The organism is Sphingobium sp. VMM, from assembly GCF_056790315.1.
This window is the reverse complement of the sequence record NZ_JBXGSI010000001.1, coordinates 360,032-386,813: the sequence shown is the minus strand read 5'-3', so window position 1 is coordinate 386,813 and position 26,782 is coordinate 360,032. Positions and strand designations below refer to the sequence as shown.

Sequence of the window (26,782 nt, the reverse complement as noted above, 5' to 3'; positions counted from 1 at the left end):
CTTTCTGCCCCATGCCGCGCGTCACTGCAATCACCCCTTCATCTGGCGATAGGCCGCCAGCGCGCGCTCGCGACCTTCACGATGGCCGATCCGCTTTTCGGGATAGGATGATGGCCTAACCCCATGAAAATCCGGATCATGGATGACGCGGTCGTCCAGATCGGCCAATTCCGGCACCCATTGGCGGATATAGTCGGCGGCATCGAATTTATCCGACTGGGTCAGCGGCGCCATGATCCGGGTGAAGAGATTGGCATCGACGCCGCTGCCCGCCACCCACTGCCAGTTGACGCTGTTATTGGCATAATCCGCGTCGACCAGCGTGTCCCAGAACCAGCGCGCGCCATGGCGCCAGTCGATCAGCAGATGCTTGATGAGGAAACTGGCCGCGATCATCCGCACCCGATTGTGCATCCAGCCCGTCTGCCAGAGCTGGCGCATGCCGGCATCGACGATCGGATAGCCGGTTTGCCCCTGTTTCCACGCCGTCCAGTCGCCTCGCGCCTCGCGCAGATCGCGCCAGTGCATCGCATCGAAGGCCGGCTGGGCATTTTCCGATCCATAGGCCGGCAAGGCCCAGACCTGATTATGCGCGTAATCACGCCAGATCAGTTCCTTAAGATAGACGGTCGCGTCGCCCGGCGCCTTCGCCACTCGATGCCAGACCTTGGCCGGCGAAATCTCCCCGAAATGGAGATGCGGGGACAGGCGGGACGTTCCCTCCTGCGACGGCAGATCGCGCGCGACCGCATAGTCACCGACTTCTCCTAGAAAACTGTCGAGATAGCGCTTTGCCCCCTCTTCGCCCGGCGACCAGTCGGCAGGGAAACCGCTCGCCCAGTCCGGATCGCGCGGCAGCAGCGTCCAGTCTTCCAGCCTGTCGCTGACCGGCCAGTGCAATGGCGCCTCGATCCGCTGCGGCGCTGGCTGTGGTGGCGCGGGTGGCATGTGCAGCATCACCGCACGGGAAAAGGGCGTGTAGATGCGATAGGGCGTCCCGCCACCCGTCCGCACCGCCTCCACCGGCAATAGCAGTCCGCCGTCATGAAGCCGCAGGTCGATCTGCCTTGCCACCGCCTTTTCGGCGTTGCGCCACCAGGGTTCATGATGGCGGATCGCATGCACCACCTGCGCGCCACATTCCTTGGCCACCTGCGCCAGCACATCGGCACAGCGCCCACGCCGCAGGATCAATCGCGATCCCTTCGCCCTCAATCGCTCGTCCAGGCTGGCAAGGCTGTGATGCAGCCACCAGCGCGACGCACCACCCATCGCCCATTGGCGCGGGCTTTCATCATCAAGGATATAGAGCGGAATGACCGGGCCGGCCTGCGCGGCGGCGGCGAGCGCCGCCTGATCCGAGAGGCGGAGATCCTGGCGGAACCAGATTATGATGGGGGAAGGCATGACCGCCCAATGCCTGCCTAGCACCCCGGTTCCAAATGAATTTTCCGCGCCCTTCCGGGAGATGCCCGGCAAATCCGATGAATGTCGATTCGGCCAATGGACGCGCGCAGCGCCGCCGCCTATTCTGGAACCCAATACACTAGCCATGGGTCGTCAACCGGCCATGGCTGCAGCGATGCAGGGGAAGACATGGCGTCGATGCCAGATAATGCAGAACTGAACTACCGGCCGTGCGTCGGGATCATGCTGGTCAACATGGCGGGCAAGGTCTTCGTCGGCCAGCGCCTCGATAATGTCGTGGAAGCCTGGCAGATGCCGCAGGGCGGGATCGACGACGGCGAAGACGCCAAGACGGCCGCGCTGCGTGAGCTGGGCGAAGAGACCGGGATCACACCCGAACATGTCGAGATCATCGCCAAGAGCCGCGACGAGCATTTCTATGATCTGCCGCCCGAGCTGATCGGCAAGCTGTGGGGCGGCAAATATCGTGGCCAGCGCCAGATCTGGTTCCTCGCCCGCTTCCTGGGCAAGGACAGCCATATCGACATCCAGACCAAGCATCCCGAATTTCGGGAATGGAAATGGGCTGCGCCCGAAACGCTGCCGGAACTGATCGTGCCGTTCAAGCGCAAGCTTTACCGCGACATATTGCAGGAATTCCACGACTTGATCTGATGGGGGCTTAAAATCCCCGGTCGGTTCGCTATGACAGCGGCATGCGTCACTGTCTGGCTATCCTACCCTTTTTCTTTGCCACCCAGGCCTGGGCCAATGCGCCCGCGCTGCTGCCGCCGTCCGTTCGCGAGATGCTGGAGGCGGCGATTGCCAATGGCAATGAGACCGAAATTGCGACCGTCGCCAAGATCGCCAAGCAGACCAATCCGCAATCGGCCGACCAGATCCAGCAGATGGTCAACAGTTGGAAGGAACGGACCAAGGCGACCCATGACACGGTGATTCGCGAGGCGCGCTTCACCGAATTATGGACCGGCAAGCTGGAGGCCGGCGGCTTCCGCTCGACCGGTTCGACCAGTGAAATCGGCATCAGCGCCGCCGCGCAGGTCAAGCGCGAAGGGCTGGAATGGAGCCATAAGCTGAGCGCCACGGTGGATTATCGCCGCGCCAATGGCGTCACCTCGCGCGAACGCTACACCGCCAGCTATGAACCGCGCTATCAGTTCGACCCGCGCGGTTTCGCCTATGGCCTGACCCAGTTCGAACGCGATCCCTCGATCGGCTATGACGAGCGCTACACCGCCTCGGCCGGTATCGGTTACAAGGTGATCGTCAGCAAGCCGATCGACCTGTCGCTAGACTTGGGCCCGTCCGTCCGTCATGCCAAATATGTGATCGGGCCGCGCGAAACCAAGCTGGGCGCGCGTGCATCTATGGACCTGGCCTGGCGTCTGGCGCCCAATGTCACCTTCAAGCAGACCGCTGCAGGTTACGCAGAAACTGACGTATTTTCAGTCAATTCTCTGACACAGTTGCAAACCAAGGTGAGCACCCGCCTGTCCGCTGGCCTGTCCTATACGGTGCAGTATGAGTCGGAGACCCTGCTGTCCGCGCGCGACTTCGACACGCTCAGCCGCCTGACCCTCAGCTACGATTTCTGATCGGGGTGGAGCAGGCGCCCGCGCTCTGATAGACCTCCGGGATGAACGGCACCCACCCGCCCGTAACAGCCCCTGAAACCGCCCTGCTGGAACAGGCCGCCGCCGCGCCGATGCTGGCACAGGTCGAGGCATGGGCCAGCATCAACAGCGGATCGCGCAACCTGACCGGGCTCGCCACCATGGCCACCACGCTCGCCGACGCCTTTTCGGTGCTGCCGGGCGAGGTAGACCTGATCGACCCTGATCCGGTCGAAACCGTGGCGCCCGATGGCCGGATATCGGTGATCCGCCATGGCCAGCATCTTCGCCTGACCGTCCGTCCCAATGCGCCGGTCCAGCTGCTGCTGACGGGCCATATGGATACGGTTTTCCCGATCGATCATCCATTTCAGACGCTTCGCTGGCTGGAACCCGGCATTCTCAACGGCCCCGGCGTCGCCGACATGAAGGGCGGCATCGCCGTCATGCTCGCCGCCCTGACGGCAATCGAGCATAGCGAGGCGACCCGGACGCTTGGCTATCAAGTGGTGATCAACAGCGACGAGGAGGTCGGCAGCCCCTCCTCCGCTGCCTTGCTCCGTCGGGCCGCCGCCGGCAAGCGCGCGGCCTTCACCTATGAACCGGCCCTGCCCGATGGCACACTGGCCGGCGCGCGGGCGGGCAGCGGCAATTTCTCGATCATCGTCACCGGCCTCAGCGCCCATGCCGGCCGGAATCCCGACGATGGCCGCAATGCCCTGCTCGCGGCCGCCGATCTCGCGCTGCGGCTGAAGACCGGCAGCGGCAGCGGCTTTTCCTGCAATCCCGCCAAGATCGACGGCGGCAGCCCGAATAATGTCGTGCCCGACCATGCCGTGCTGCGGGTCAATTTCCGCCCGCGCACGCCGGACGACGAAATCGCGGCCCGCGGCCTGCTGGATCGGGCCATGACCGATGTCGCCCGCGACCATGGCGTCAGCCTGCATCTCCATGGCGGCTTCGGTCGCCCGCCAAAGCCCATGGATGCCAAGGCCGAGCGCCTGTTCGGCCTGGTCAGGCGTTGCGGCGCGGACCTCGGCCTCGACATTGGCTGGCGCGACACCGGCGGCGTGTGCGACGGCAACAATATCGCGGCCTGCGGCGTCCCGGTGGTCGACACCATGGGCGTGCGCGGCGGCAGCATCCACAGCGACGCCGAATTTCTGATCAGCGACAGCCTGGCCGAGCGCGCGCAACTGTCCGCGCTGGCGCTGCTGCGGATCGCCCAAGGACAATATTGAGAGAGAGGACCGCCTTTTGAGTTTCTACATGCGCGCCGCGCGAGCGGACGACCTGCAGACCCTGTATGAAATGGCGAAGCTGACCGGCGGCGGCTTCACCAACCTGCCACCCGATCGCGCCGCGCTGACCGCCAAGCTGGAGCGCACCGACCAGGCGCTCGGCCGGCAGGATGGCGGGATCAAGGATGATCTGATCGTCCTGGTTCTAGTCAATGCGCAGACCGGCCAGGTGCGCGGCACCTGCCAGATTTTCAGCACGGTTGGGCAGAGCTGGCCCTTCTATTCCTATCGGTTGGGTGTCCTCACCCAGCATAGCCGCGAACTGGCCCGCACCTTCCGCGCGCAGATGCTCTCGCTCACGACCGATCTGGAAGGATCGACCGAGGTTGGCGGCCTCTTCCTCCACCCGCGCGAACGGGCCGAAGGGCTTGGCCTGCTGCTCGCGCGCAGCCGCTATCTCTATATCCGCAACCATCGCGATCGCTTCGGCGACCGGGTGATTGCCGAATTGCGCGGCGTGATCGACGAAGCGGGCGGCTCGCCCTTCTGGGACGGCCTTGCCGGCCGCTTCTTCGGCATGAATTTCCAGGAAGCCGACGAGTTCAACGCCGTCAACGGCAACCAGTTCATCGCCGACCTGATGCCCAAGACGCCGATCTACACCGCCATGCTGACCGACAGCGCCCGCGCGGTGATCGGCCTGCCCCATCCCAATGGCCGGGCGGCGATGCGGATGCTGGAGACCGAGGGCTTCACCAATGCCGGCTATGTCGACATTTTCGACGGCGGTCCGACCATGGTGGGCCAGATCGACCAGCTCCGCACCGTGGCCCAGGCACGCGACGTGACGCTGGCGGCCACTCATGACAAGGGCGGCGACAAGATGCTGGTGTCGACCGGCCTGCTCGCCGATTATCGCTGCACCTATGGCTATGTGCAGGAGGGCGAGGATGGCAGCATCTCGCTCGACGCGGCCAGCGCGGCGCTGCTGCAACTGAACGTTGGACAGGCATTCACCATGGCGGGGCGGGCATGAGCGTGCGCGAGATCAATTTCGACGGACTGGTCGGCCCGAGCCATAATTATGCCGGCCTCAGCCTTGGCAATCTGGCCTCGTCCCGCAATGCCGGCGCGGTGTCGCACCCCCGCGCGGCAGCCCTGCAGGGGATAGAGAAGATGCGCGGCAATCTGCGCCTCGGCCTTTCCCAGGGTATTTTCCTGCCGCAATGGCGTCCTGACGGCGCCTGGCTCGCGACCTTGGGCACCGACATCAGCAATGCCGATCCGCACATCCGCGCCGCCGCCATGTCGGCCTCGTCCATGTGGGCCGCCAATGCCGCGACCGTCTCACCGGCCGCTGACACCGCCGATGGACGCACCCACCTGACCGTCGCCAATCTCGTCACCATGGCGCATCGCAGCCATGAATGGCCCCAGACGCTGGCGCAATTGCGCATCGCCTTTTCCGACGAACGCGCCTTTGCCGTGCATGGCCCGATCCCCGCGCCCTTTGGCGACGAAGGCGCGGCCAACCATATGCGCCTGTGCGACAGCCATGGCGCGCCGGGCGTCGAGGTCTTCGTCTATGGCCAGTCGGGCGGCCCCTTCCCCGCCCGCCAGCATGTCGAGGCAAGCAAGGCCGTCGCTCGCATCCACGGACTCGATCCGGCCCGAACCCTATTCGTGCAGCAGTCGCTGGAGGCGATTGCCGCCGGCGCCTTCCACAATGACGTCGTCGCCGTCGCCAATGAGCGCGTTCTCTTCACGCATGAACAGGCCTTTGCCGACAAGCAGGCCTTCTACGCCTCGCTGCGCACGCTGTTGCCGTCGGTGGAGATCGTCGAAGTGCCCGCCAGCGCCGTCAGCCTGACCGATGCGATCAAAAGCTATTTGTTCAACGCGCAGCTCGTCACGCTTCCTGACGGCACCATGGCGCTGATCCTGCCAAGCGAAGCGCAGGCGGTCCCGGCCGTATGGTCCTGGCTGGAACAGATGATCGCCGGCAATGGCCCGATCCGTCGCCTCATTCCCGTCGATGTGCGTCAGTCGATGGCCAATGGCGGCGGCCCCGCCTGCCTGCGCCTGCGCGTGGTCGCGGATCCAAAGGATATCGACCCGCGTTTCCTGGTCGATGAGCCGCGCCTGGATGAAATCGCCCGCATCGTCTCGGACTATTGGCCCGAAACCATCGCGCCCGACGACCTGTCCGACACACGTCTTATTGCCCGGATCGAACAATCATGGTTAAGCCTTGTTGACCATTTGCAACTTTCGGGCGACTTAATGCCTTAGAAGATGGACGAAAGCCTCGGATGAGTCTGATGGAACGGATCAAACGCCTCTTCACGATCAAGACCAAGTTCGAGGCTTTCCTCGTGATCTACGCGCTCGCGCTGGGCGCCAGCGAGCGGGGCGTCGTCTATATGCATCAATATCCCGGCGTCGGCGGCCAGTTGCTCGCCCTCGCCTGCTCCGGTGCCGTCTTCATGGCGGGCGGAAAAATGCTCGATGCCCTGGAACTCCAGCGCAGTTACGGCTCTTGATACTGCCTGAACACCATTGCTCGCAAAGCAACACCAGTTCGCCGCACATAAGGGATATTACGTAGTCGCCGCCCGTTGGTGAGGGTCTTTGTGCCTGCACCCAGATTTGGGAGAGGGTCAATCATGCCGGACGACATAAGCGACAGGAGTGTCACCGCTGCGGAACTGGTCCGCAACTTTGCCCATTGGCGCGAGATCGGCGCGCGACACCCCCTGCTGATCACTCATCATGGCCGCGAAACCCATGTCTTCATGGGGCTGGACCGCTTCAAGGCGCTCGCCAGCCAGGACGAGTTCGACCAGAATCCGGATCGACTACGCGAACTGGCGGTGCGCATGGCCCAGGGGCTGATCCTGTGCCGCGCCGATTTTCGCATCGACTTGATCAATCCGGTCGCGTTGGCCATGGCACGGCGCTGGGACCGCCGGCTGGAAGGGCAGATGCTTTGGGATGCGCTGCCAGAACTGGTCGGCACGCTGACCGAGGCCCATGCCCGGCACAGCCAGGTGTCCGGCGAAATCAGCGCTGCGGATATTCCATCCCCCTTCCGCGACGATAGCTGGCTCCACGTCGAAACCTTTCCCTTCGCAGACGGGATCGGCCTGCTGCTGCGCGACATCACGTCGGACGTGCAACGCCATCGGCTGGCCGACGTCAAATCGGCCATTCTCAAGGCGATGGGCATCCATGGCGGCGTCGGCTATGCCCGCCTCTCCAACCGGGGTTTCATCGAATATGTCGATGCCACCATCTGCACCCTGGTCGGGCTGCCCGAAGCCCGCCTGATCAATGCCTATATGACCGACCTCATCGCCCTGCCACAGCGGCCGCATTTCCGCCAGGAACTGGAAGCGGTATTGCGCGGCGAGGGCGACCGCCGCGTCCAGGCCCATCTGCTCACCAATGGTGGCGCCTTGCTCCCGATGGAAGGCGCGCTGGTCCAGTTGCGCGGCACCTACGGAACGGAGGGCGTTGTGCTGGTCATGACTCCGCCCTGCTTGAGCGAAAACGACCAAGCCGGATCCCAATGATGTAAAATCCAGCGGTCGTAGCGGATTTGTCCGTGTAGACCGTTCAGTATCACCCCAAAATGTCCGAAAAGCCCCGAAAATGCTGCCTCGGATTTACGCAATTCGCACAAAAGGTGCGTGAATTTCGCATACCGCTTTTTGAATGTTGCGCCTTTATTGGAGTGACATGCGGAACCTTCCTCTCCATGCGGTGCTTCGCCTCGCCCGACTGGGCCAGGCCATGTCCCGTCATGAGCGTGGCAGCGTGCTTGTCGAAGCCGCCTTCGCCCTTCCCCTAATGATCGTCCTGTTGCTCGGCATCCTGCTCTATGGCGGCTGGTTGATGACCGCCCATAGCCTGCAGCAGGCAGCCAATGACGCGGCACGCGCGGCCGTGGCCGGTATGACCGCCACCGAGCGTCGGGCGCTGGTCGACGAAAGCGTCAATGCCAGTCGCCCATCCTTTCCGCTGCCGGGGGCGCAGACGATCGGCGTCGCCGCCAATGCGAACAGCGGCTATTATACAGTCACGCTGACCTATAATCTCAGCAACGCACCGTTCTTCTCCGCTGCCATCTTCCCGATGCCCGCTGCCCAGATCCAGCGGAGCGCCGTCGTGCGGATCGCGTCATGACCCGGACACGCAACCGCATGGCCCGCCTGCTCACCGACAAGCGCGGCGGCATCAGCGTCCTGCTGGCGGGATCGCTATTCATGCTCGCCGGCGCCGCAACGGTCGCCGTCGACCTGGGATCGGTCTATCTCGCCAAGCGCCAGTTGCAGGGCGTGGCCGATGCGGCTGCGCTGGCAGCCAGCAGTGGCGGACGATCGGCCGCCGAAGCGCTACTGACCAAGAGCGGCGTGCCTGGCGTGTCCCTGGTGGCGGTCCAGACCGGCTATTATGACCAGAATAGCGCAGTCGCGGTCGGCAATCGCTTCGTGTCGGGCGACCCACGCGCCAGCGCGATCCAGGTCCAGGTCCAGCGCCGCACCCCCCTATTCTTCGGCCGCCTGCTGGTCGGCAAGGATGGCGTCGATGTGCGCGCCCATGCCACTGCCGCGCGCTCCGATGCAGCGGCCTTCTCCATCGGCACCGGCCTTGCCTCACTCAGCGGCGGCCTACCAAACATGCTGCTGTCCGCCCTGGCCGGAACGGAACTCAATCTGTCGGTCATGGACTATCAGGGGCTGGCCAACCTAAACGTCGACCTGCTCCATTTCGCCGATGCGCTCAAGGTGCGCACCGGGCGCAATGATGCCGCCTATGGCGAGTTGTTCGGCGCCAATATTCCATTGTCCGACGTTATCGGCGCCATTGCCGACACTGCGGACAATAGTGGCACGGCCGCCCTGCTCCGCAATATCGGCGGCAAGCTGCCGGGCAAGAGCGTCCGCCTCAGCGATGTCATCGATCTGGGACCGATGAAGGGGACCGGCAGTTCGACCGGCCAGCCCAGCCTGCTGCTCGACTCCTTCTCGATGCTGCGCATGGTGCTGAGCCCGCCATCCTCGACCGCCGTGCCGCTGGACCTGACCCTGAACGTTCCGGGCCTCACCAGCACGCGGCTGAAGCTCATCACCGGCACCGGCCAGGCCAGCACACCCCTGATCAGCATCACCAACGACAAGAATTTCATTCTGCGCACGGCACAGACCCGCATCTTCCTGGAGAGCCGGGTCGCAACCTTGCTGACCGGGATCGCGACGATCCGCATCCCGCTCTATGTCGAACTGGCATCGGCCGAAGCGCAATTGTCAAATATCGTCTGCGATCAAGGGGCCATCAACAATGGCGTGACGCTGGCGGTCAAGCCGTCGATCGGCACGGCGGTGATCGGTGACGTCGATGAAGCCGCGCTCACCAATTTCTCGACGCCCGCCAATCCGCGTACCGCGACTCTGGCGTCGGTCCTCGGATCGCTGACCCAGGTCCATGCCTATGCCAATGTCGCGCTGGGCGGCGTGACTCAGCAGAATGTGCTGTTCACGCCCAGCGATATTTCGGGGCAGCAAAGCAAGACCGTCAGCACCCAGGATCTGACCCAGGGCGTCGCCTCCAGCCTGGCCAACCAGACCAAGGTCACGGTGACGCTCGCCGGCCTGCAACTGCCGCTCAGCCCCCTGATCTCGCCCGTCATGAGCCTTCTGGGTGAAACGGCGCAGATTCTCGACGGCTTGCTGAACAACCTCACCGCGATCCTTGGCGTGAAGCTGGGCACCGCGACGGTCAAGGTCCACCAGATGCGGTGCGGGATGCCGACGCTCGTCGCATGATGCGCTAAGCGCTTGCCATCATTGCCGCCGGCTTGCAGGAACAGGCCATGGGCGCAATCATGCTGCAGGGAACCGGATCGGACGTCGGCAAATCGGTGCTGGTGGCGGGGCTATGCCGCGCCCTCCTCCGCCGGGGTTATCGCGTCCGGCCATTCAAGCCACAGAATATGTCGAACAATGCAGCCGTCACCGTGGACGGCGGCGAGATCGGCCGCGCACAGGCGCTGCAGGCGATCGCCTGCGGGGTCGAGGCACATACGGACATGAACCCGGTGCTGATGAAGCCCCAGGCCGACCGGACATCCCAGTTGATCGTCCATGGTCAGGTGCGCGGCACATTGGGCAGCGGTAATTTCCGCAGTGCCCGCGGGCAGTTGCTGGGCGCCGTGCTGGAAAGCTATGAGCGGCTGAAAGCGCAATGCGACATCGTCGTCGTCGAAGGCGCCGGATCACCGGCCGAGATCAACCTGCGCGCCGGCGACATTGCGAACATGGGCTTTGCCCGTGCCGCCGACGTGCCGGTGCTGCTGGTCGGCGATATCGATCGGGGCGGCGTCATCGCGGCGATCGTCGGTACCAGGGCCGTCATCGATCCGGACGATGCCGCGATGATCCGCGGCTTCCTGATCAACAAGTTCCGCGGCGACCCCGCGCTGTTCGAGGATGGTTATCGCCAGATCGAAGCGCTGTCGGGGTGGCGCGGCTTTGGCGTCGTCCCTTGGCTGGATGCTACGGCCCGTCTGCCCAGCGAGGATGCGGTGGCGCTGGAGCGGACAGCACAGCCCGGAACCGAGCGCACCGTCATCGCCTGCCCCATCCTACCCCGCATTTCCAATTTCGACGATCTCGACCCTTTCAAGCTCGATCCTGGCGTGGAATTGCGCATGGTGCCGCCCGGCCAGCCAATACCGGCCGAGGCCGCGCTGATCGTCCTGCCCGGCTCCAAGGCGACGATCGCCGACATGGCGGCTATGCGCGCGCAGGGCTGGGACATCGACATATTGGCGCATCATCGCCGCGGTGGCGCGATCCTGGGCATTTGCGGCGGATATCAGATGCTGGGACGCCATATCGCCGATCCTGACGGCATCGAGGGACCAGCGGGTACGGTCGCGGGCCTGGGGCTGCTCGACGTCGAGACGCGACTGTCGGCGGGCAAGCGACTGGAACGGGTCGAAGGCGTGGCGCTGGGCGCCGTCTTTGGCGGCTATGAGATGCATATCGGCGAAACGACCGGCCCCGACAGCGACCGGCCCTTCGCACGCCTTGGTGGCGATGCAGATGGCGCGATCAGCGCCGATGGCCGGGTGATGGGCACCTATGTCCATGGCCTGTTCGCCAGCAGCCCGCTGCGCGCGGCCCTGCTTGCCCGGCTGGGCGTCGATGGCGGCGTGGCGGATTATGATAAGTCGGTCGACATGGCGCTGGATGCGATCGCCGCCCGGCTGGAAGAGCATCTGGATATCGACGCGATCGTCGCCTTGGCGCTCGGCTGAGCGCGCATTTCTCAAACGCCAAATGGGCCGGAAACCTTGCGGTTTCCGGCCCATTTTATTCCTGTGAAGGAATGGTGCACCCGGAACGATTCGAACGTCCGACCCTCAGATTCGTAGTCTGATGCTCTATCCAGCTGAGCTACGGGTGCGTTGTGGAGGCGCAGATATAAGGGCCCGGCTGATCTGGCAACCCCCAAAAACCATCAATGTGAAATTTATGCGAAAATCGCCGACAAAAGCCCGCATTTCCGGGACTTGCCCCTCGCCGCCTATTGCTTGCGGCGCGGCCAGGGATGGAGAATCGGGATGTAGATGGCGGCAATGATGCCCAGCGCCAGGAAAGTGAGGCCGATCGCCAGCGCAATCACCCAGTAGCGCGGGTCTTCCTGCGACACGAACCAGCCCGCCACGAGCGACGGGATGAACAGAAGGAGGCGTGCGATCCAGACCATGGATATTCCCCGCATGTCGTAACGATGCGTCGATCCTAGCATGCTGACTTCGGCAGGGAAAATAATCTGGGAGCCGCTTTCGCCTCTGATCGGTCATTCCCGATAGGGTGGCCGCAGCCGCATGCCCTTGGTCCGACTGGTCAGATGATATTGGCGACACAGCGCACAGCGATAAGGCCGCAGGACGATATCGGCCCGATGGACGACCGCCCAGGCCTCCTCTTCCGTGGCATAGCGTGCCTTGCGGGTGCAAATGCCCAATGTCGTGCGAATAGAGGGATGCTTCGCCAGATCGCGCCCGGCGTCAATGCCGATTGACGCGGCAAATCTCAAGCAACCACAGTGAGTTGCGTTCGATCGTTCAGCGATGAAGGAAAATGGTGCACCCGGAACGATTCGAACGTCCGACCCTCAGATTCGTAGTCTGATGCTCTATCCAGCTGAGCTACGGGTGCGTTGGAGTGGCGCTGTTAGAAGCGTCCGACGGTGCTGGCAAGCACTTTCTTTCACTTTTTTCGACAATGCCCGAACGGCGGGCGTTTTCGGCAACTTCCCGGCGGGCTGATCGTTTCGACGCTGGAAAGGATGCCGACATGAGCTTCACACCCAATGAGATTGCGCTGCTGTTGGTGGCGCTGCTGGCCGGCCTGGTGCTTGGCCTGATGATGAGCGGCCGGGGCAAATATAAGCGCCTGTGGCGCGAGGAGCAAAGCGCCCACCACCATGCCATCCGGGATCGCGATGCGCGGCTGAATGCCGCCAATGAACGGATCGCCGAACTGGAGCGCCAGTCCGCCCCGATCGGCCCCGGCACGGCCACCGCCGTGGCCGGCGGCGTGCAGGGCCGCGATGACCTCAGCCGCATCAACGGCATCAGCCAGACGCAGGAGGTCGCGCTCAACGAGGCGGGCTATCATCGCTATGGCCAGATCGCGGCCCTGAATGGCGAGCAGGAGGCGACGCTGGAAGCCCGCCTGGGGCTCAAGCCCGGCACGATCGCCCATGAGGACTGGCGCGGCCAGGCGCATGATCTGGAACGGGGCGAGAAGCCGGGCCTGCTGAGCCGCCTCACCGGCCAGGCCTGACCCCCTGAAACGAAGAAGGGCGGGAGTTGCCTCCCGCCCTTTCCTCTTACTTCTTCGCCAGAGCAGCTTGCGCCGCGGCGAGGCGGGCGATTGGCACGCGATAGGGCGAGGCCGAGACATAATCGAGGCCGGTCGCCTCGCAGAAGGCAATCGAGGCCGGATCACCACCATGCTCGCCGCAGATGCCCAGCTTGATGTCGGGACGGGTCGCCCGGCCGCGCTCGGCCGCCAGTTCGATGAGTTGGCCCACGCCCTCCACATCGATGCTGACGAACGGATCGCGGGCGAAGATGCCCTTGTCGACATATTGCGTCAGGAAGCGGCCGGCGTCGTCACGGCTGATGCCGATCGTCGTCTGGGTGAGGTCATTGGTGCCGAAGGAGAAGAATTCGCCGACTTCGGCGATTTCACCAGCCTTCAGCGCCGCGCGCGGCAGTTCGATCATCGTACCGACCAGATAGTCGACCGACGCGCCCTGCTCGGCGAACACGTCCTTGGCGACCTGATCGACGATCGCCTTCATCAGTTCCAGCTCCTTCTTCGTCGCGACGAGCGGGATCATGACTTCGGGGATCGGCGCTTCGCCGCTCCGTTCCTTCACGATCAGCGCGGCTTCGAAGATGGCGCGGGCCTGCATCTCGTAGATTTCGGGATAGGTCACGCCCAGGCGGCAACCACGATGGCCCAGCATCGGGTTGAATTCATGCAGTTCAGCGGCGCGACGCTTGAGCGCCTCGACACCGACGCCCGCCGCCTTGGCCACTTCCTCGAACTCCGCTTCGCCATGCGGCAGGAATTCGTGCAGCGGCGGATCGAGCAGGCGGATGGTCACGGGCAGGCCGGCCATCACCATGAAGATCTGCGCGAAATCGTCCCGCTGTTCGGGCAGCAGCTTGTCGAGCGCGACGCGGCGCCCCTTCTCGCTATCGGCCAGGATCATCTCGCGCACGGCAGTGATACGGGCCGCGTCGAAGAACATATGCTCGGTCCGGCACAGGCCCACGCCTTCGGCGCCGAAGTCGCGTGCGGTCTGGCAGTCGAGCGGGGTTTCCGCATTGGCGCGCACCTTCAGGCGACGGACCTTGTCGGCCCAGGCCATCAGGATGCCGAAGTCGCCGGCCAGTTCGGGCTGCACGGTCGGCACTTCACCCGCCATGACTTCGCCGGTGGCGCCGTCGATGGTCAGGATATCGCCTTCCTTCAGCTCGCGGCTGCCGATGCGCAGGATCTTGTTGGCGTTGTCGATCGACAGGCTGCCCGCGCCCGAGACGCAGGGACGGCCCATGCCGCGCGCCACCACGGCGGCGTGGCTGGTCATGCCGCCACGCGCGGTCAGGATGCCCTTGGCCGCGTGCATGCCGTGAATATCTTCCGGGCTGGTTTCGACGCGGACCAGGATGACGGCGTCGCCCAATTCGTTGCGACGCTCGGCGGTGTCGGCATCGAACACGATCGCGCCGCTGGCTGCGCCCGGCGAGGCGGGCAGGCCCTTGGTCAGCACATCGCGCGGCGCCTTGGGATCGAGGGTCGGGTGCAGAAGCTGGTCGAGCGCGGCGGGATCGACGCGGGCGACGGCTTCCTCTTCCGAGATCAGGCCTTCATTGGCCATTTCAACCGCGATCTTGAGCGCAGCCTTCGCCGTGCGCTTGCCCGAACGGGTCTGGAGCATCCAGAGCTTGCCCTGCTGCACCGTGAACTCGATGTCCTGCATGTCGCGATAATGGGTTTCGAGGATGTCGAACACCCGTGCCAGTTCGGCATAGGTTTCGGGCATCGCCTCTTCCATCGACAGCGGCTTGGCCCCTGCCCGCTCGCGCGCCTGCTTGGTGAGGTACTGCGGCGTGCGGATGCCGGCAACGACGTCCTCGCCCTGGGCGTTGATCAGATATTCGCCATAATAAGCGTTCTCGCCGGTCGCGGGATCGCGGGTGAAGGCGACGCCGGTGGCCGATGTGTCGCCCATATTGCCGAACACCATCGCCTGCACATTGACGGCCGTGCCCCAGTCGCCGGGGATCGAGTTCAGGCGACGATAGACCTTGGCGCGGTCCGCCTGCCAGCTGCCGAACACGGCCGAGATCGCGCCCCAGAGCTGGTCGGCGACGTCCTGCGGGAAAGGCTTGTTCCAGAGCTTGGCGACCAGCGCCTTATATTCCGAAACCAGCGCCTTCCAGTCTTCGGCTGTCATTTCGGTATCGAGCGTGTAGCCCTGATCTTCCTTGGCGATTTCAAGGGCTTCCTCGAATGCGCCATGATCGAGTTCGAGTACCACGTCCGAATACATCTGGATGAAGCGACGATAGCTGTCCCAGGCGAAACGCTCGTCGCCCGATGCGGCGGCCAGGCCCAGCACGGTCTCGTCATTGAGGCCGAGGTTGAGGACCGTGTCCATCATGCCCGGCATCGAGATGCGCGCGCCCGAGCGGACCGAAACCAGCAGCGGATCGGCCGCGTCGCCGAACTTCTTGCCGGTGACCGCCTCGATATGGGCGATGCCATTGGCGACTTCTGCCTTCAGGCTTTCGGGATAGACGCCGCCATCGGTATAATAGCGGGTGCACATTTCGGTGGTGATGGTGAAGCCCGGCGGCACCGGCAGGCCGATCGCGGCCATGCCGTCAAGGTTCGCGCCCTTGCCGCCCAGCAGATTCTTGTCGCCCTTGCCCCCGTCGTTCACGCCACCGCCGAAACGATAAACATAGCGCGTCGAAGTGGTGCTCATCTGGGCCTCTTCCGTCATAACCATATACCGGCTCTCCCTGCACTGATTGCCGAGTTGTGCGTTGCAATAATAATGCCGCAATTAGCGGCTCAAGCCATTAGGGGATAGGACTTATCCCGCTTAACTTCGCATATTTCCCGCAAATTTTGGAATTTCGTTTCCTTATCCTGTAATCTTCGAAAAGTCGGCGACATTGTGCACTGCATCACGGACCCGCGCCAGCAGCGCGAGGCGAGTCGTGCGCTTCGCCGGATCAGCATCATTCACCGTCACGGTCTCAAAGAAGGCGTCGATCGGCGCACGGAGCGTCGCGAGCGCAGCCATGGCGCCTTCGAACTCCTCGGCCGCGACAGCCTGTGCCGCCTGCGGTTCCGCCGCGTCGAGCGCAGCGATCAGATCAGCTTCCGCCTTTTCGGGTTCATAGGAAAGCGAAATCGCCTCTGCCTGCTCCACGCCTTCCTTCTTGAGGATATTGGCGGCGCGCTTGTAGCCCGCGAGCAGATTGGCGCCGTCATCGGTCGCGACGAAGGACTGGAGCGCCTTCACGCGAGCGAGCAGGCGAACAAGGTCGTCCTCGCCACCCAGCGCGAACACTGCGTCGATCAGGTCATGACGAACGCCGGCTTCCTTCTGCTGGACCTTGAGGCGGTCGGCGAAGAAGTCGAGCAGGTCGCCCTCTGCAACAGGCATACGCAGACCATTGGCGGTCACGATCTGGATCACGCCAAGCGCCGCACGGCGCAGCGCGAACGGGTCACGCGAACCAGTCGGCTTTTCATCGATACCGAAGAAGGAGCGCAGCGTATCCAGCTTGTCCGCCAGGCTGACCGCCACCGTCACCGGCGCGGTGGGGACGTCATCGCCCTGCCCGACCGGCTTGTAATGGTCGCGGATCGCATCGGCGACGGCATCGGGCAGGCCTTCGGCGCGGGCATAATAGCCGCCCATCACCCCCTGCAATTCGGGGAATTCGCCGACCATTTCGGTGACGAGGTCCGCCTTGCACAGTTCCGCTGCCTGGCGCGCCAGCGCCGGGTCACAGTTCGGCACGATGCCTTCGCTCGCCAGCCATTCGGCCAGCTTCGCGACGCGCTCGACCTTGTCGGCGACGGTGCCCAGCTTCTCATGGAAGGTGATACGACCGAGTTTCTTCGCCTGCTCGGCGAGCGGAGTCTTGCGGTCCTGCTGCCAGAAGAAGCGGGCATCGCTGAGGCGCGCGGCCAGCACCTTGCGGTTGCCCGCGACGATCGCCACGCCGCCATCCTTCGCCTCGATATTGGCGGTGCAGATGAAGGCCGGAGCCAGCTTACCGGCCGCATCACGCAGAACGAAATATTTCTGGTTGATACGCAGGGTTAGCTGAATGACTTCAGGCGGAACCTCAAGAAATTCCGGATCGAAATCGCCCAGCAAGGGCACCGGCCATTCGGTCAGGCCGGCATTTTCCGCGACCAGGCCCTTGTCCTCGATCACGCTATAGCCCTTGGCCGCGGCGGCCTCGCTGGCCTTCGCCTCGATGATCGCCTGACGCTCCTGATGCGAGACGATGACATAGGCGGCGCGCAGCTTGTCAGCATAATCGTCGGCACCATCGATGCGGATCGCGCCAGTGGAATGGAAGCGATGGCCCACCGTCTCGCGGCCAGCCTCGATCCCTTCGATCGACAGCGGCACGATCTCGCCGCCGAGCAGCGCGATGATGCCCTGCAGCGGGCGGACCCAGCGCAGGCTTTCGGTGGTGGCGCTGGCCGCGCCCCAGCGCATCGACTTGGGCCAGGGGAAGGCGCGGATGACCGCCGGCACGGCTTCGGCCAGCACGTCGGTGGTGGCGCGGCCGGGCTTGTTCACCACGGCGAACCAGACGCCGTCGCGATCCTCAAGCTGATCCTGGGTCAGGCCGGTCTTGCGCAGGAAGCCTTCGAGCGCCTGTGCCGGGGCGCTGGTGCGGGGGCCCTTGAACTCCTCGCTGACCGCCGCAGTTTCCAGCGGCAGGTCGCGGGCGATCAGCGCCAGGCGGCGCGGCGTGACGAAGCTGTCGATCGACGCGGGCTTGAGCCCGGCCTTCGCCAGTTCCTCGGTGAAGAGGCGGGCCAGATCATCGGACGCCTTCAATTGCATGCGCGCGGGAATTTCCTCGCAGCGCAGTTCAAGGAGGAAATCGGTCATCAGGCGGTCCATCCGTTGGTCTTCATCCACGCTTCGCAGCTACCCTTCGCCATGTCGCGGACCTGGCCCATATAGCTGGCACGCTCCTGCACGGAGATCACGCCGCGCGCCTGCAGCAGATTGAAGGTGTGGCTGGCCTTGATCGCCTGCTCGAAGGCCGCGAGCGGCACATCATTGGCGATGCACTGGTCGTACTCGGCCTTGCAGTCCTTGAACCAGCGGAACAGTTTTTCGGTGTCGGCGACCTCGAAATTCCATTTCGACATCTGCCGCTCATTTTCCAGGAACACGTCGCCATAGGTGACGCCCTGGTCGTTGAACTTCAGGTCATAGACGCTGTCCACGCCCTGAATATACATGGCGAGGCGTTCAAGGCCGTAGGTCAGCTCGCCCGCGACCGGCTTGCAATCATAGCCACCCATCTGCTGGAAATAGGTGAACTGGGTGACTTCCATGCCATCGCACCAGACTTCCCAGCCCAGGCCCCAGGCGCCGAGCGTCGGGCTTTCCCAGTCATCCTCGACAAAGCGGATATCGTGGACCAGCGGATCGATGCCGATTTCCCGAAGGCTGCCCAGATACAGTTCCTGCAGGTTCGCAGGGCTGGGCTTCATGATCACCTGATATTGGTAATAATGCTGCAGCCGGTTCGGATTCTCGCCATAGCGGCCGTCGGTCGGACGACGGCTAGGCTGGACATAGGCCGCGTTCCAGGGCTTGGGCCCCAGGCTGCGCAGCGTGGTTGCCGGGTGGAATGTACCCGCCCCCACTTCCATATCGTAGGGCTGAAGAATGACACAACCCTGCTTGCCCCAATAGGCGTGCAGGGTGAGAATGAGGTCCTGGAAGGAAAGCGCTTTGCCCTCGGCCACCGGTGGTCCTTGCAATAATGACAGATTATGGTCGGCCGCGCCTTGGCGCAGCGCGGGCCAAGGGTCAAGGAAAAGCCGCGTCGAACAGGGTTAAGCCGCTTGCCCTGCGCGCCCGGCGCCCGCATGGAAGGGATATGAGACTGACCGCTTTCCCGTCCCGCTGGCTTTCCGCGGGACTTTTGCTGCTCGGCGCCTGGGGCCAGGCCCAGCCCCTCGCCGCCCGCGAACCCGTCAACATCGCTGTCAACGTCGCCCCTGCCCTGTGGCAGGTGAAGGACGCCGACACGACCATCTATCTGTTCGGCACCGTCCATGTGCTGAAACCGGGGATCGACTGGTTCAAGGGCGGGGTGAAGCAGGCGTTCGACGCGTCGGACGAACTGGTGCTGGAAATCATCGAGCCCGAAAACCCCAGCGAGATGGCGCAGATGATGGCGGGCAAGGCGATGGCGACCGATCGGGTCGCCCTGTCCACCCGGCTCGCGCCCGACGCCGCGCAGAAATATCGCGCGGCGATGGTGGCGGCCGGCGTGCCCTGGCAGTCGTTCGAGGCGTTCAATCCGTGGATGGCCGGCATGATCCTGTCGGTCGCGCCGCTGCAGAAGCTGGGCTACCAGTCCGACATCGGCGCGGAAAAGATCTTGCGCGCCGCTGCCGAGAAGGCCGGCAAGAAGGTCGGCGCGCTGGAAACGGTGGAGCAGCAGCTCAATTTCTTCGCCGACCTGCCGATGGCGCAGCAGGTCCAGTTCCTCAACGCCACGGTCGAGGGCATGGACGGGATGGAAGGCGAGTTCGCCGCCCTGCTCAACCATTGGCAAACCGGCCAGCCGGAAAAACTGGCGGACGAAATGAACGATTCGCTCAAGGCCACGCCGGAACTGGCGCAGGTGCTGCTGATCAACCGCAACGCCAATTGGGCCAAGTGGATCAAGGCGCGACTGGATCAGCCGGGCACCGTGTTCGTCGCGGTCGGCGCGGGCCATCTGGCCGGCAAGGGCAGCGTGCAGGATCAGTTGAAGACACTGGGCATCGCCAGCGCGCGCGTGAAGCAGGGGGAATAGGGCCATGAAAAGCTGGACAATCCGTTTTCTGGCCCTCTGCGGCCTCGCCCTGATCGCCGCTTGCGGCAGCGAGCAGAAGGCCCCTGCCCCCAAGGTCGAGGCCGGCCAGGGCCCCGCGCTGTGGCGCGTCGAGCGCGCGGGGCTGGATGGCTGGATCTTCGGCACCATCCATGTCCTGCCCGAAGGGGTCGACTGGCAGACGCCGACGATCAAGCAGGCGTGGAAGGATGCCGACCAGCTGGTGCTGGAGGCCGCCGACCTGCAGGACCAGCAGAAGACGCTGGGCCTGTTCGAGAGCATGGGCCGCAGCCCCAACCTGCCCGCGCTCGACGCGCGCGTGCCGGCGGGCGAGCGCCCCGAACTCGACCGGATCGTGAAGGAAGGCGGCACCAGCGCACAGGCGCTGTCGGGCTATGAAAGCTGGGCGGCGGCCATGCTGCTGTCCGCCGCGTCGCAGGAAAACCTGAACGTCAGCCAGGCCAATGGCGTCGAGCCGGTGCTGATCGCCGCCTTCAAGGGCCGGCCGATCGGTGGCCTCGAAACCGTCGAGCGCCAGTTCGGCGCCTTTGACGGCCTGCCCGAAGCGGCGCAGCGCAAGCTGCTGATCCAGACCATCCATGAAGCCAAGGACATGAAGGCGCTCTATAATCGCATCCTGACCGCCTGGGCCAAGGGCGACATGGAGGCGATCGAGAAAGAGGACCAGAATGGCGAGCAGCCCGATCCGGTGGTCGAGGACGCGATCCTGACCGCGCGCAACCGCGACTGGGTCGGCGCGGTCGACAAGTTGAAGGGCCGCCCCTTCATCGCGGTGGGCGCCGGCCACCTGACCGGCAAGGACAATCTCGTCGACCTGCTCAAGGCCAAGGGCTACAAGGTCACGCGCGTGCAATAAGCCAACGCTAAACTTGCTTTATCGCCGCTTTCTGCTACAGGGCCGCCTTCCCGCGATGGTCATCCCTGGAGGCGTGGCGGGAAAATTGTATCAAATTTGCTTTTGGAGACACGCAATGAGCGAGCAGCTTACGCTGTCGGCCGAGGCACGCGATCGGGCAGGCAAGGGAGCCTCCCGCGCCCTCCGCCGTGAGGGCCGCGTACCCGCCGTCATCTATGGTATGAACGAAGAACCCCTGTCGATCCACGTCGAGGAAAAGCTCCTCAACAAGCAGCTCGGCACCGGTCACTTCTTCAATTCGGTCATCATGGTCGAAGTCGGCGGCAAGACCGTCCGCACCCTCGCCAAGGATGTGGCCTTCCACCCCGTGACCGATCGTCCGCTGCACGCCGACTTCCTGCGCGTTTCGGAACATGCCACCGTGACCGTCGCTGTCCCGGTGCGCTTCGAGAATGAAGACGCCTCGCCCGGCCTCAAGAAGGGTGGCGTGCTGAACGTCGTCCGTCACGACGTCGAACTGGTCGTCGATGCCGCCGAGATCCCCGATGACGTCGTCGTCGACCTCAAGGGCTTCGAAGTCGGCGATTCGATCCACATCAGCGCCGTGACCCTGCCCAAGGGCGCGAAGGCTGCGATCGAAGACCGCGACTTCACCATCGCCACCATCGTCGCTCCCTCGGCTCTGAAGAGCGCCGAAGGCGAAGCCGCCGAGGGCGAAGGCGAGTAATCGCCTTACAGCTTGCTTGCAGGCTGGAAATTCCGATCCCGTCCGCCTAACCGGCGGGCGGGATTTTCATTTTATGCGGGATAGACGATGCAGATCTGGGCCGGCCTCGGCAATCCGGGGCAGCAATATGCGATGCACCGGCACAATGTCGGCTTCATGGCCGTGGACCTGATCGCCGACATGTATCGCTTTTCGCCGCCCAAGAAGCAGTTCCAGGGCTGGGTGCAGGAAGGGCGGATCGGGCCGGAGAAGATCATCCTGCTCAAGCCCGCCACCTTCATGAACGAAAGCGGCCGCGCGATCGGCGAGGCGATGCGCTTCTACAAGCTGACGCCGCAGGACGTGACCGTCTTCCACGACGAACTCGACCTCGCCCCGATGAAGGTCAAGGTGAAGCGCGGCGGCGGCAATGCCGGCCATAACGGCCTGCGGTCGACCGACGCCCATATCGGCAATGATTTCCGCCGCGTGCGCCTGGGCATCGGCCATCCAGGCCACAAGGATAAGGTCCATGGCTATGTGCTGGGCAATTACCACAAGAGCGAGATGGACGCGCTGGCCGACATGCTGGGCGCGATCGGTGCCGAGGCGGAATGGCTGGCGAAGAATGACGACGCCCGCTTCATGAACGAAGTGGCGCTGCGGCTGGCCGACTGAGGCGGATCAGAAGCGCGCCGACAGACCCAATAGCGGCCCTTCCTGCGATACGTTCCAACGAAATTGCTGGCCGGTAAAGTCGCGCATCCGATATTGCTGGTGAACGAAGCGATAGCCGGCACGCACGGTCAGCGGCAGGCCGGCGAGGCGCAGCCGATAACCGATCGTCCCCTCACCATCCATGCTGGATTTGCTGTCGGTGAAGCCGCCGACATTCAGGCGCGCGTCGATCACCCAGTGACGGTCGATATCGCCCGCCGTGCGGATGCCGGCCAACACCTCCGTCCAGTCGGCCTTGCGATTGGCCGTCAAGCCCAGCGCCGCGACATCGGCCGACAGTTTCGACCAGCGCAAACCGACGACCGGCGCGAAGGTGAAGCGGCGCCGAACCCCATGGACGGTCCGCTCCGCCATGCGATGGTCGATGACATTATAGAAGAGGCCGCCCGATACATGGGTCTTCCTGATGCCCAGTCCCACCTGCTGATGATAGACGGATGCGTCCTGGCTGGTCTTCACATATTGGCCGTCGACATAGGCGCCGACCTTGCCATTGCTCAGGACGATTTCGCCCATGGTGACGAAGTCGAGATGATCGAATATCTCCGAGAAGGGCATGTCGACCCTGGTGCGGAACCCCGCCAGTTCCGCATTACCGTGCAGCGACGCCGCCCAGACATAGGGCGAGACGGTGAGATGCCAGCCCTGATCGGGCGTGTCATCGGACAGGTGCGCCGGCACCTCCTGCGCCAAGGCCGGTCCGGCATAGACAACGACATTGGCGAGCAGGCAGCATAGAGGAAGATATCGCATGGCGGCGCCCCCAGCCGATCAGGACAGTCCCAGGAATTTGAAGGCCGGCGCATCCTTGAACTGGCCGCTGACCTCGCCCGAAAAGGTTTTCGTCTGGTTCGGGCCAAGATCGAGCTTCTTCACCTTGGCAGAAGGCGCAAAGTCGATCGTCTTCAGATCGACCCAGAAGCTGTTCGGCGTCAACGCGGACTCGAAGAAATAGAGCTTGCGCTTGTGATCCGCGACCGTGCGCCAGCGGGTCGAGGAGATATTGGGCTGGTCCGGGGTCGAGATGCCGAATGGCACCGAGACATTGCGGATCACGCTGAACACGCTGGCCAGCGCCGTCACCGGGTCTTCGCTCTTGGGAATGGCCTTCACATAGAAGGAGGCGCGGGCGAAGCGATCGGCCGAGCGGTTGGTGCCCGGCAACATGGTGGTGCCGCCAATATCCTTCCAATAGGCGTTGAGCGCCAGTTGCTCGTCGAAGATCGGCGAATTGGTCATCACCGGATATTGCGGGCCGTGATGGATCACCAGCTTGCCCTTGATATATTCGAAGATGGCACTGTCGCCCGACGCATCCGAAATCGCGAGGTGGAGCGTGCCGAGCCGTTCCTCGCCCGGAATATTGTCGGTGACGACGACAAAGCTTTCCTTGGACAGTTCGTCGACCGCCGCCTTCACGGTGGCGAAATTGTCGAGCACATATTGGGTCCAGATGGCGATGCTCATGCCCGGCTGCTTGCCATCGAAATGGGGATATTCGGATTCGACCAGCCACAGGAGATTGGCGGTCAGCCCCGCCTCGTTCATCCCGTCGGTGGTGGAAATGTCGTAACCGGTGGCGATCACGCTGCCATAGCGGGACGTCCATTTGACCGAATTGGGGCCAGCCTCCCCACTGCGCGCGATGCCGCGCGGAAAGATCCAGAGGTTGGTGCCGACATCAACCTTCCAGTCCATCGACCGGGCGGTGATCACATCGTCATTGGCGCCATGATAGACCAGGCGCGTGCAGGCATCGGCCGATACCGAAGCCAGTTGCGCCGAGAGCAGCGCAAGACCGGACAGGAAAGCAGGCAGACGAGACATGGAACCTCCTACAAAGGTCACGATACTGTCACTGAAAATGCCGATTTTCTGAATAGTTGCCATGGGTGATAACCCGCATGACGGCTTTGGCCAACCCGTCTCTTGCGCAGTAATCGCATGCGATCACGGCCGCCCGCACCTTCGGCGCGACAAAGCGCATTGCGCAGTGCAGCATGAACAAGCCATAGAGGCGTAACGACTTATTAGGCAAAGCAGGGGACAGAGGTGATCCAGACCGTCGCGACCACGCCTTTCGACGACCAGAAGCCCGGCACATCGGGCCTGCGCAAGAAGGTTCGGGTCTTCCAGCAGCCCCATTATGCGGAAAATTTCATCCAGTCGGTGTTCGACAGCCTGGACGGCTTTGCGGGCCAGACCCTGGTGATCGGCGGCGATGGCCGCTATCTCAACCGGGAAGTCATCCAGATCGCGCTCAGGATGGCGGCAGCGAACGGCTTTGGCCGGGTGCTGGTCGGCCAAGGCGGCATATTGTCCACCCCTGCCGCGTCGCACCTGATCCGATCGTCCGGCGCCTTTGGCGGCCTTGTTCTGTCGGCCAGCCATAATCCGGGCGGGCCGGACGAGGATTTCGGCATCAAATATAATGTGTCGAACGGCGGGCCAGCCCCAGAGAAGGTGACCGACGCGATCCACGCGCGGACCCTGACGATCGACAGCTATCGCATCCTCGATGCCGCTGACGTCGATATCGACACGCTGGGGACCAGCCAGTTGGGCGCCATGACCGTCGAAGTGGTCGATCCAGTCGCCGGCTATGCCGCGCTCATGGAAAGCCTGTTCGATTTCCCTGCAATTCGGGCGATGATCGCCGGCGGCTTCACCCTCGCCTTCGACTCGATGAGCGCGGTGACCGGCCCCTATGCGACCGAGATTTTCGAAAAGCGCCTGGGCGCACCGGCCGGCACGGTGATGAACGGCACCCCCCTGCCCGACTTCGGCCATCACCATCCCGACCCCAATCTGGTCCATGCCAAGGCCCTCTATGACCGGATGATGGCCGCCGACGCGCCCGACTTCGGGGCGGCGTCGGACGGTGACGGCGATCGCAACCTGATCATCGGCCGCCATTGCTATGTGACGCCCTCGGACTCGCTCGCAGTGCTGGCCGCCAATGCCCATCTGGCGCCCGGCTATGCCGGTGGTCTCAAGGGCATTGCCCGCTCCATGCCGACCAGCGGCGCGGCCGACCGGGTGGCGCAGAATCTGGGCATTCCGCTCTACGAGACGCCGACCGGCTGGAAATTCTTCGGTAACCTGCTCGATGCCGGCATGGCGACGATCTGCGGCGAGGAAAGCGCCGGCACCGGGTCCGACCATGTGCGCGAGAAGGACGGCATCTGGGCCGTGCTGTTGTGGCTCAACATCCTCGCCGCGCGCCAGCAGAGCGTGGCCGACATCATGGCCGATCATTGGGCAACCTATGGCCGCAACTATTATGCCCGCCACGACTATGAAGCGATCGCCAAGGACAAGGCCGACGCGTTGATGGCGGCGCTGCGCGACACGCTCGCCAGCCTGCCCGGCACTGGCAACAGCGGCGGCACGGTGAAGGCGGCGGACGATTTCGCCTATACCGACCCGACCGACCGGTCGGTGAGCCGGAACCAGGGCGTGCGCATATTGTTCGAGGATGGATCGCGCGTCGTCTTCCGCCTGTCGGGCACCGGCACCGAGGGCGCGACCCTGCGCGTCTATATCGAACGCTATGTCGGGCCGGACGGCGATCTGGCGCTGGCCACCGGCGATGCGCTGGCGCCGCTGGTGGCGGCGGCGCAGGAACTGGCCGACATTGCCGGCTATACCGGCATGGACCAGCCCAGCGTCATCACCTGATCCGGTTCACCATCGCTTACCCCGCAGCAATGGGCCAGCAATGACAGCAACCTAAAGGCGGTAGGAATGTCGCTTTCCACCGCCAGAGGTTTCATGCGTTTCCCGTCTCTTGCTGTCGCCCTGCCCCTTGCCACCCTGTCCCTTGCCGCCCTCACCCTGCCCGCCCAGGCCGCGACGAGCGAGGACGAGCAGCTATGGGTCAATGTGACGGCGATGGGGTCGATCAAGGATGAACTGGTCTATTTCGCCGAAATCCAGCCGCGCGTCGGCGACGGCGTGTCGCGGATCGACCAGGCGCTGTTCCGCGGCGCGCTGGGCGTCAAATTGTCGCGCGACATCACCCTCTATCAGGGCTACGCCCATGTCGTCGTCCCGATCGAGGGTGGCAAGGACGTCAATGAGGAACGCAGTTTCCAGCAACTGAGTTGGACGCTGGCGCGGCCCAAGGATGCCGAGATTTCCTCACGCACCCGGCTGGAGCAGCGCTGGCGTTCGAACGGCAGCGACATCGGCTGGCGCCTGCGCGAGATGCTGCGGGTGGAACATGCGCTCAAACCCGGCAGCGACGCGGTCAATGCGCTCGCCTATGGCGAGGTCTTCTTTGCCCTCAACGATACCGACTGGGGCGCCCGCAAGGGTTTCGACCAGTTGCGCAGCTTCGCCGGGGTAGAAATCGGCCTGCCCGGCGCCTCCACCATGGAAGTCGGCTATCTCAACCAACTGAACGACCAGGGCGGCAGCCGCCAGCGGGTCAACCATGTCGCATCGGTGACGCTGTTCTTCCGCCACTGATCCTCC

The 26,782-nt window shown here is 64.0% G+C and carries 24 protein-coding genes and 2 tRNA genes; 17 read left to right on the top strand and 9 right to left on the bottom strand.

Annotated features, from left to right (window positions below):
- Window positions 1-30 precede the first annotated feature (30 nt).
- Window positions 31-1,407, bottom strand: coding sequence for a cryptochrome/photolyase family protein (locus tag ACUCV3_RS02010; protein WP_279727937.1), 1,377 nt, complete (start codon window positions 1,405-1,407; stop codon window positions 31-33).
- Between the two features lie 189 nt (window positions 1,408-1,596).
- On the opposite strand from ACUCV3_RS02010, the gene ACUCV3_RS02005 reads away from it, so the two are divergent.
- From ACUCV3_RS02005 to ACUCV3_RS01960, 10 genes are all read left to right on the top strand, one after another.
- Window positions 1,597-2,082, top strand: coding sequence for an RNA pyrophosphohydrolase (locus ACUCV3_RS02005; protein ID WP_026108839.1), 486 nt, complete (start codon window positions 1,597-1,599; stop codon window positions 2,080-2,082).
- A 41-nt stretch (window positions 2,083-2,123) separates the two neighbouring features.
- Window positions 2,124-3,023, top strand: a complete 900-nt coding sequence (locus tag ACUCV3_RS02000; RefSeq protein WP_279727936.1) for a DUF481 domain-containing protein — start codon at window positions 2,124-2,126, stop codon at window positions 3,021-3,023.
- A 41-nt stretch (window positions 3,024-3,064) separates the two neighbouring features.
- Window positions 3,065-4,282, top strand: a complete 1,218-nt coding sequence (locus ACUCV3_RS01995) for a hydrolase (protein WP_279727935.1) — start codon at window positions 3,065-3,067, stop codon at window positions 4,280-4,282.
- 16 nt (window positions 4,283-4,298) lie between these two features.
- Window positions 4,299-5,318 (top strand): arginine N-succinyltransferase, encoded by a 1,020-nt coding sequence (locus ACUCV3_RS01990; protein WP_279727934.1) that lies wholly within the window; start codon window positions 4,299-4,301, stop codon window positions 5,316-5,318.
- On the top strand, window positions 5,315-6,574 hold the full coding sequence (locus tag ACUCV3_RS01985; protein WP_279727933.1) for an N-succinylarginine dihydrolase: 1,260 nt from the start codon (window positions 5,315-5,317) through the stop codon (window positions 6,572-6,574). The genes ACUCV3_RS01990 and ACUCV3_RS01985 overlap by 4 nt, the downstream gene beginning before the upstream one ends.
- 29 nt (window positions 6,575-6,603) lie before the next feature.
- Window positions 6,604-6,825: a hypothetical protein gene (locus tag ACUCV3_RS01980; protein ID WP_029547748.1), complete on the top strand. Its 222-nt coding sequence runs from the start codon at window positions 6,604-6,606 to the stop codon at window positions 6,823-6,825.
- A gap of 123 nt (window positions 6,826-6,948) precedes the next feature.
- The gene (locus ACUCV3_RS01975) at window positions 6,949-7,857 is read left to right on the top strand and encodes a histidine kinase (protein WP_010337851.1); all 909 of its coding nucleotides are present in this window, start codon (window positions 6,949-6,951) and stop codon (window positions 7,855-7,857) included.
- A gap of 166 nt (window positions 7,858-8,023) precedes the next feature.
- Entirely contained in the window at window positions 8,024-8,470 is a 447-nt protein-coding gene (locus ACUCV3_RS01970; protein ID WP_279727932.1) for a TadE/TadG family type IV pilus assembly protein, read from the top strand.
- Window positions 8,467-10,110 (top strand): TadG family pilus assembly protein, encoded by a 1,644-nt coding sequence (locus ACUCV3_RS01965; protein ID WP_122928063.1) that lies wholly within the window; start codon window positions 8,467-8,469, stop codon window positions 10,108-10,110. Before ACUCV3_RS01970 ends, ACUCV3_RS01965 begins: the two co-directional genes overlap by 4 nt.
- Before the next feature lie 47 nt (window positions 10,111-10,157).
- Window positions 10,158-11,606: a cobyric acid synthase gene (locus tag ACUCV3_RS01960; RefSeq protein WP_279727931.1), complete on the top strand. Its 1,449-nt coding sequence runs from the start codon at window positions 10,158-10,160 to the stop codon at window positions 11,604-11,606.
- 72 nt (window positions 11,607-11,678) lie between these two features.
- Here ACUCV3_RS01960 and ACUCV3_RS01955 read toward each other — a convergent pair.
- The 3 genes from ACUCV3_RS01955 to ACUCV3_RS01945 all read right to left on the bottom strand — a co-directional run bounded on the left by ACUCV3_RS01955 (window position 11,679) and on the right by ACUCV3_RS01945 (window position 12,513).
- A tRNA-Arg gene (locus ACUCV3_RS01955) sits at window positions 11,679-11,755 on the bottom strand.
- A 120-nt stretch (window positions 11,756-11,875) separates the two neighbouring features.
- Window positions 11,876-12,058 carry a hypothetical protein gene (locus tag ACUCV3_RS01950; protein ID WP_099233491.1) on the bottom strand — a complete coding sequence of 61 codons (183 nt, stop codon included), beginning with the start codon at window positions 12,056-12,058 and terminating at the stop codon, window positions 11,876-11,878.
- A 378-nt stretch (window positions 12,059-12,436) separates the two neighbouring features.
- Window positions 12,437-12,513, bottom strand: a tRNA-Arg gene (locus ACUCV3_RS01945).
- A gap of 138 nt (window positions 12,514-12,651) precedes the next feature.
- On the opposite strand from ACUCV3_RS01945, the gene ACUCV3_RS01940 reads away from it, so the two are divergent.
- Window positions 12,652-13,143 carry a hypothetical protein gene (locus ACUCV3_RS01940; protein WP_037506625.1) on the top strand — a complete coding sequence of 164 codons (492 nt, stop codon included), beginning with the start codon at window positions 12,652-12,654 and terminating at the stop codon, window positions 13,141-13,143.
- A gap of 46 nt (window positions 13,144-13,189) precedes the next feature.
- On the opposite strand, the gene ppdK is transcribed toward ACUCV3_RS01940, so the two are convergent.
- The 3 genes from ppdK to ACUCV3_RS01925 all read right to left on the bottom strand — a co-directional run bounded on the left by ppdK (window position 13,190) and on the right by ACUCV3_RS01925 (window position 18,903).
- Window positions 13,190-15,889 carry a pyruvate, phosphate dikinase gene (gene ppdK / locus ACUCV3_RS01935; protein WP_482240339.1) on the bottom strand — a complete coding sequence of 900 codons (2,700 nt, stop codon included), beginning with the start codon at window positions 15,887-15,889 and terminating at the stop codon, window positions 13,190-13,192.
- A gap of 138 nt (window positions 15,890-16,027) precedes the next feature.
- Window positions 16,028-18,031: a glycine--tRNA ligase subunit beta gene (gene glyS, locus ACUCV3_RS01930; protein ID WP_482240338.1), complete on the bottom strand. Its 2,004-nt coding sequence runs from the start codon at window positions 18,029-18,031 to the stop codon at window positions 16,028-16,030.
- Window positions 18,031-18,903, bottom strand: a complete 873-nt coding sequence (locus tag ACUCV3_RS01925) for a glycine--tRNA ligase subunit alpha (protein WP_004207307.1) — start codon at window positions 18,901-18,903, stop codon at window positions 18,031-18,033. Before ACUCV3_RS01925 ends, glyS begins: the two co-directional genes overlap by 1 nt.
- Window positions 18,904-19,037: 134 nt before the next feature.
- On the opposite strand from ACUCV3_RS01925, the gene ACUCV3_RS01920 reads away from it, so the two are divergent.
- From ACUCV3_RS01920 to pth, 4 genes are all read left to right on the top strand, one after another.
- A complete protein-coding gene (locus ACUCV3_RS01920; RefSeq protein ID WP_482240337.1) occupies window positions 19,038-19,964 on the top strand; it encodes a TraB/GumN family protein in 927 nt (308 codons plus the stop codon).
- A 4-nt stretch (window positions 19,965-19,968) separates the two neighbouring features.
- Entirely contained in the window at window positions 19,969-20,859 is an 891-nt protein-coding gene (locus ACUCV3_RS01915; protein ID WP_482240336.1) for a TraB/GumN family protein, read from the top strand.
- A gap of 115 nt (window positions 20,860-20,974) precedes the next feature.
- Window positions 20,975-21,586: a 50S ribosomal protein L25/general stress protein Ctc gene (locus ACUCV3_RS01910; protein WP_004207310.1), complete on the top strand. Its 612-nt coding sequence runs from the start codon at window positions 20,975-20,977 to the stop codon at window positions 21,584-21,586.
- Between the two features lie 87 nt (window positions 21,587-21,673).
- Complete coding sequence (gene pth, locus ACUCV3_RS01905; RefSeq protein ID WP_279727926.1) at window positions 21,674-22,243, top strand: aminoacyl-tRNA hydrolase; 570 nt, start codon at window positions 21,674-21,676, stop codon at window positions 22,241-22,243.
- Between the two features lie 6 nt (window positions 22,244-22,249).
- Here the strand turns inward: pth and ACUCV3_RS01900 are convergent, their stop codons facing one another.
- Both ACUCV3_RS01900 and ACUCV3_RS01895 read right to left on the bottom strand, forming a co-directional pair.
- Window positions 22,250-23,056: a porin family protein gene (locus tag ACUCV3_RS01900; protein ID WP_279727925.1), complete on the bottom strand. Its 807-nt coding sequence runs from the start codon at window positions 23,054-23,056 to the stop codon at window positions 22,250-22,252.
- 18 nt (window positions 23,057-23,074) lie between these two features.
- The gene (locus ACUCV3_RS01895; RefSeq protein ID WP_099233473.1) at window positions 23,075-24,130 is read right to left on the bottom strand and encodes a linear amide C-N hydrolase; all 1,056 of its coding nucleotides are present in this window, start codon (window positions 24,128-24,130) and stop codon (window positions 23,075-23,077) included.
- Window positions 24,131-24,355: 225 nt separating this feature from the next.
- Between ACUCV3_RS01895 and ACUCV3_RS01890 the strand changes: the two genes are divergently transcribed.
- Entirely contained in the window at window positions 24,356-25,984 is a 1,629-nt protein-coding gene (locus ACUCV3_RS01890) for an alpha-D-glucose phosphate-specific phosphoglucomutase (RefSeq protein ID WP_482240335.1), read from the top strand.
- Between the two features lie 66 nt (window positions 25,985-26,050).
- Window positions 26,051-26,776: a DUF2490 domain-containing protein gene (locus ACUCV3_RS01885; RefSeq protein ID WP_279727922.1), complete on the top strand. Its 726-nt coding sequence runs from the start codon at window positions 26,051-26,053 to the stop codon at window positions 26,774-26,776.
- Window positions 26,777-26,782 lie beyond the last annotated feature (6 nt).

Bases quoted from the DNA above. Each gene is read 5' to 3' on its own strand.
- ACUCV3_RS02010 (WP_279727937.1), bottom strand. From the start codon at position 1,407: ATGCCTTCCCCCATCATAATCTGGTTCCGCCAGGATCTCCGCCTCTCG.
- ACUCV3_RS02005 (WP_026108839.1), top strand. From the start codon at position 1,597: ATGGCGTCGATGCCAGATAATGCAGAACTGAACTACCGGCCGTGCGTC.
- ACUCV3_RS02000 (WP_279727936.1), top strand. From the start codon at position 2,124: ATGCGTCACTGTCTGGCTATCCTACCCTTTTTCTTTGCCACCCAGGCC.
- ACUCV3_RS01995 (WP_279727935.1), top strand. From the start codon at position 3,065: ATGAACGGCACCCACCCGCCCGTAACAGCCCCTGAAACCGCCCTGCTG.
- ACUCV3_RS01985 (WP_279727933.1), top strand. From the start codon at position 5,315: ATGAGCGTGCGCGAGATCAATTTCGACGGACTGGTCGGCCCGAGCCAT.
- ACUCV3_RS01980 (WP_029547748.1), top strand. From the start codon at position 6,604: ATGGAACGGATCAAACGCCTCTTCACGATCAAGACCAAGTTCGAGGCT.
- ACUCV3_RS01975 (WP_010337851.1), top strand. From the start codon at position 6,949: ATGCCGGACGACATAAGCGACAGGAGTGTCACCGCTGCGGAACTGGTC.
- ACUCV3_RS01970 (WP_279727932.1), top strand. From the start codon at position 8,024: ATGCGGAACCTTCCTCTCCATGCGGTGCTTCGCCTCGCCCGACTGGGC.
- ACUCV3_RS01965 (WP_122928063.1), top strand. From the start codon at position 8,467: ATGACCCGGACACGCAACCGCATGGCCCGCCTGCTCACCGACAAGCGC.
- ACUCV3_RS01960 (WP_279727931.1), top strand. From the start codon at position 10,158: ATGGGCGCAATCATGCTGCAGGGAACCGGATCGGACGTCGGCAAATCG.
- ACUCV3_RS01950 (WP_099233491.1), bottom strand. From the start codon at position 12,058: ATGGTCTGGATCGCACGCCTCCTTCTGTTCATCCCGTCGCTCGTGGCG.
- ACUCV3_RS01940 (WP_037506625.1), top strand. From the start codon at position 12,652: ATGAGCTTCACACCCAATGAGATTGCGCTGCTGTTGGTGGCGCTGCTG.
- ppdK (WP_482240339.1), bottom strand. From the start codon at position 15,889: ATGGTTATGACGGAAGAGGCCCAGATGAGCACCACTTCGACGCGCTAT.
- glyS (WP_482240338.1), bottom strand. From the start codon at position 18,031: ATGACCGATTTCCTCCTTGAACTGCGCTGCGAGGAAATTCCCGCGCGC.
- ACUCV3_RS01920 (WP_482240337.1), top strand. From the start codon at position 19,038: ATGAGACTGACCGCTTTCCCGTCCCGCTGGCTTTCCGCGGGACTTTTG.
- ACUCV3_RS01915 (WP_482240336.1), top strand. From the start codon at position 19,969: ATGAAAAGCTGGACAATCCGTTTTCTGGCCCTCTGCGGCCTCGCCCTG.
- ACUCV3_RS01910 (WP_004207310.1), top strand. From the start codon at position 20,975: ATGAGCGAGCAGCTTACGCTGTCGGCCGAGGCACGCGATCGGGCAGGC.
- pth (WP_279727926.1), top strand. From the start codon at position 21,674: ATGCAGATCTGGGCCGGCCTCGGCAATCCGGGGCAGCAATATGCGATG.
- ACUCV3_RS01900 (WP_279727925.1), bottom strand. From the start codon at position 23,056: ATGCGATATCTTCCTCTATGCTGCCTGCTCGCCAATGTCGTTGTCTAT.
- ACUCV3_RS01895 (WP_099233473.1), bottom strand. From the start codon at position 24,130: ATGTCTCGTCTGCCTGCTTTCCTGTCCGGTCTTGCGCTGCTCTCGGCG.
- ACUCV3_RS01885 (WP_279727922.1), top strand. From the start codon at position 26,051: ATGTCGCTTTCCACCGCCAGAGGTTTCATGCGTTTCCCGTCTCTTGCT.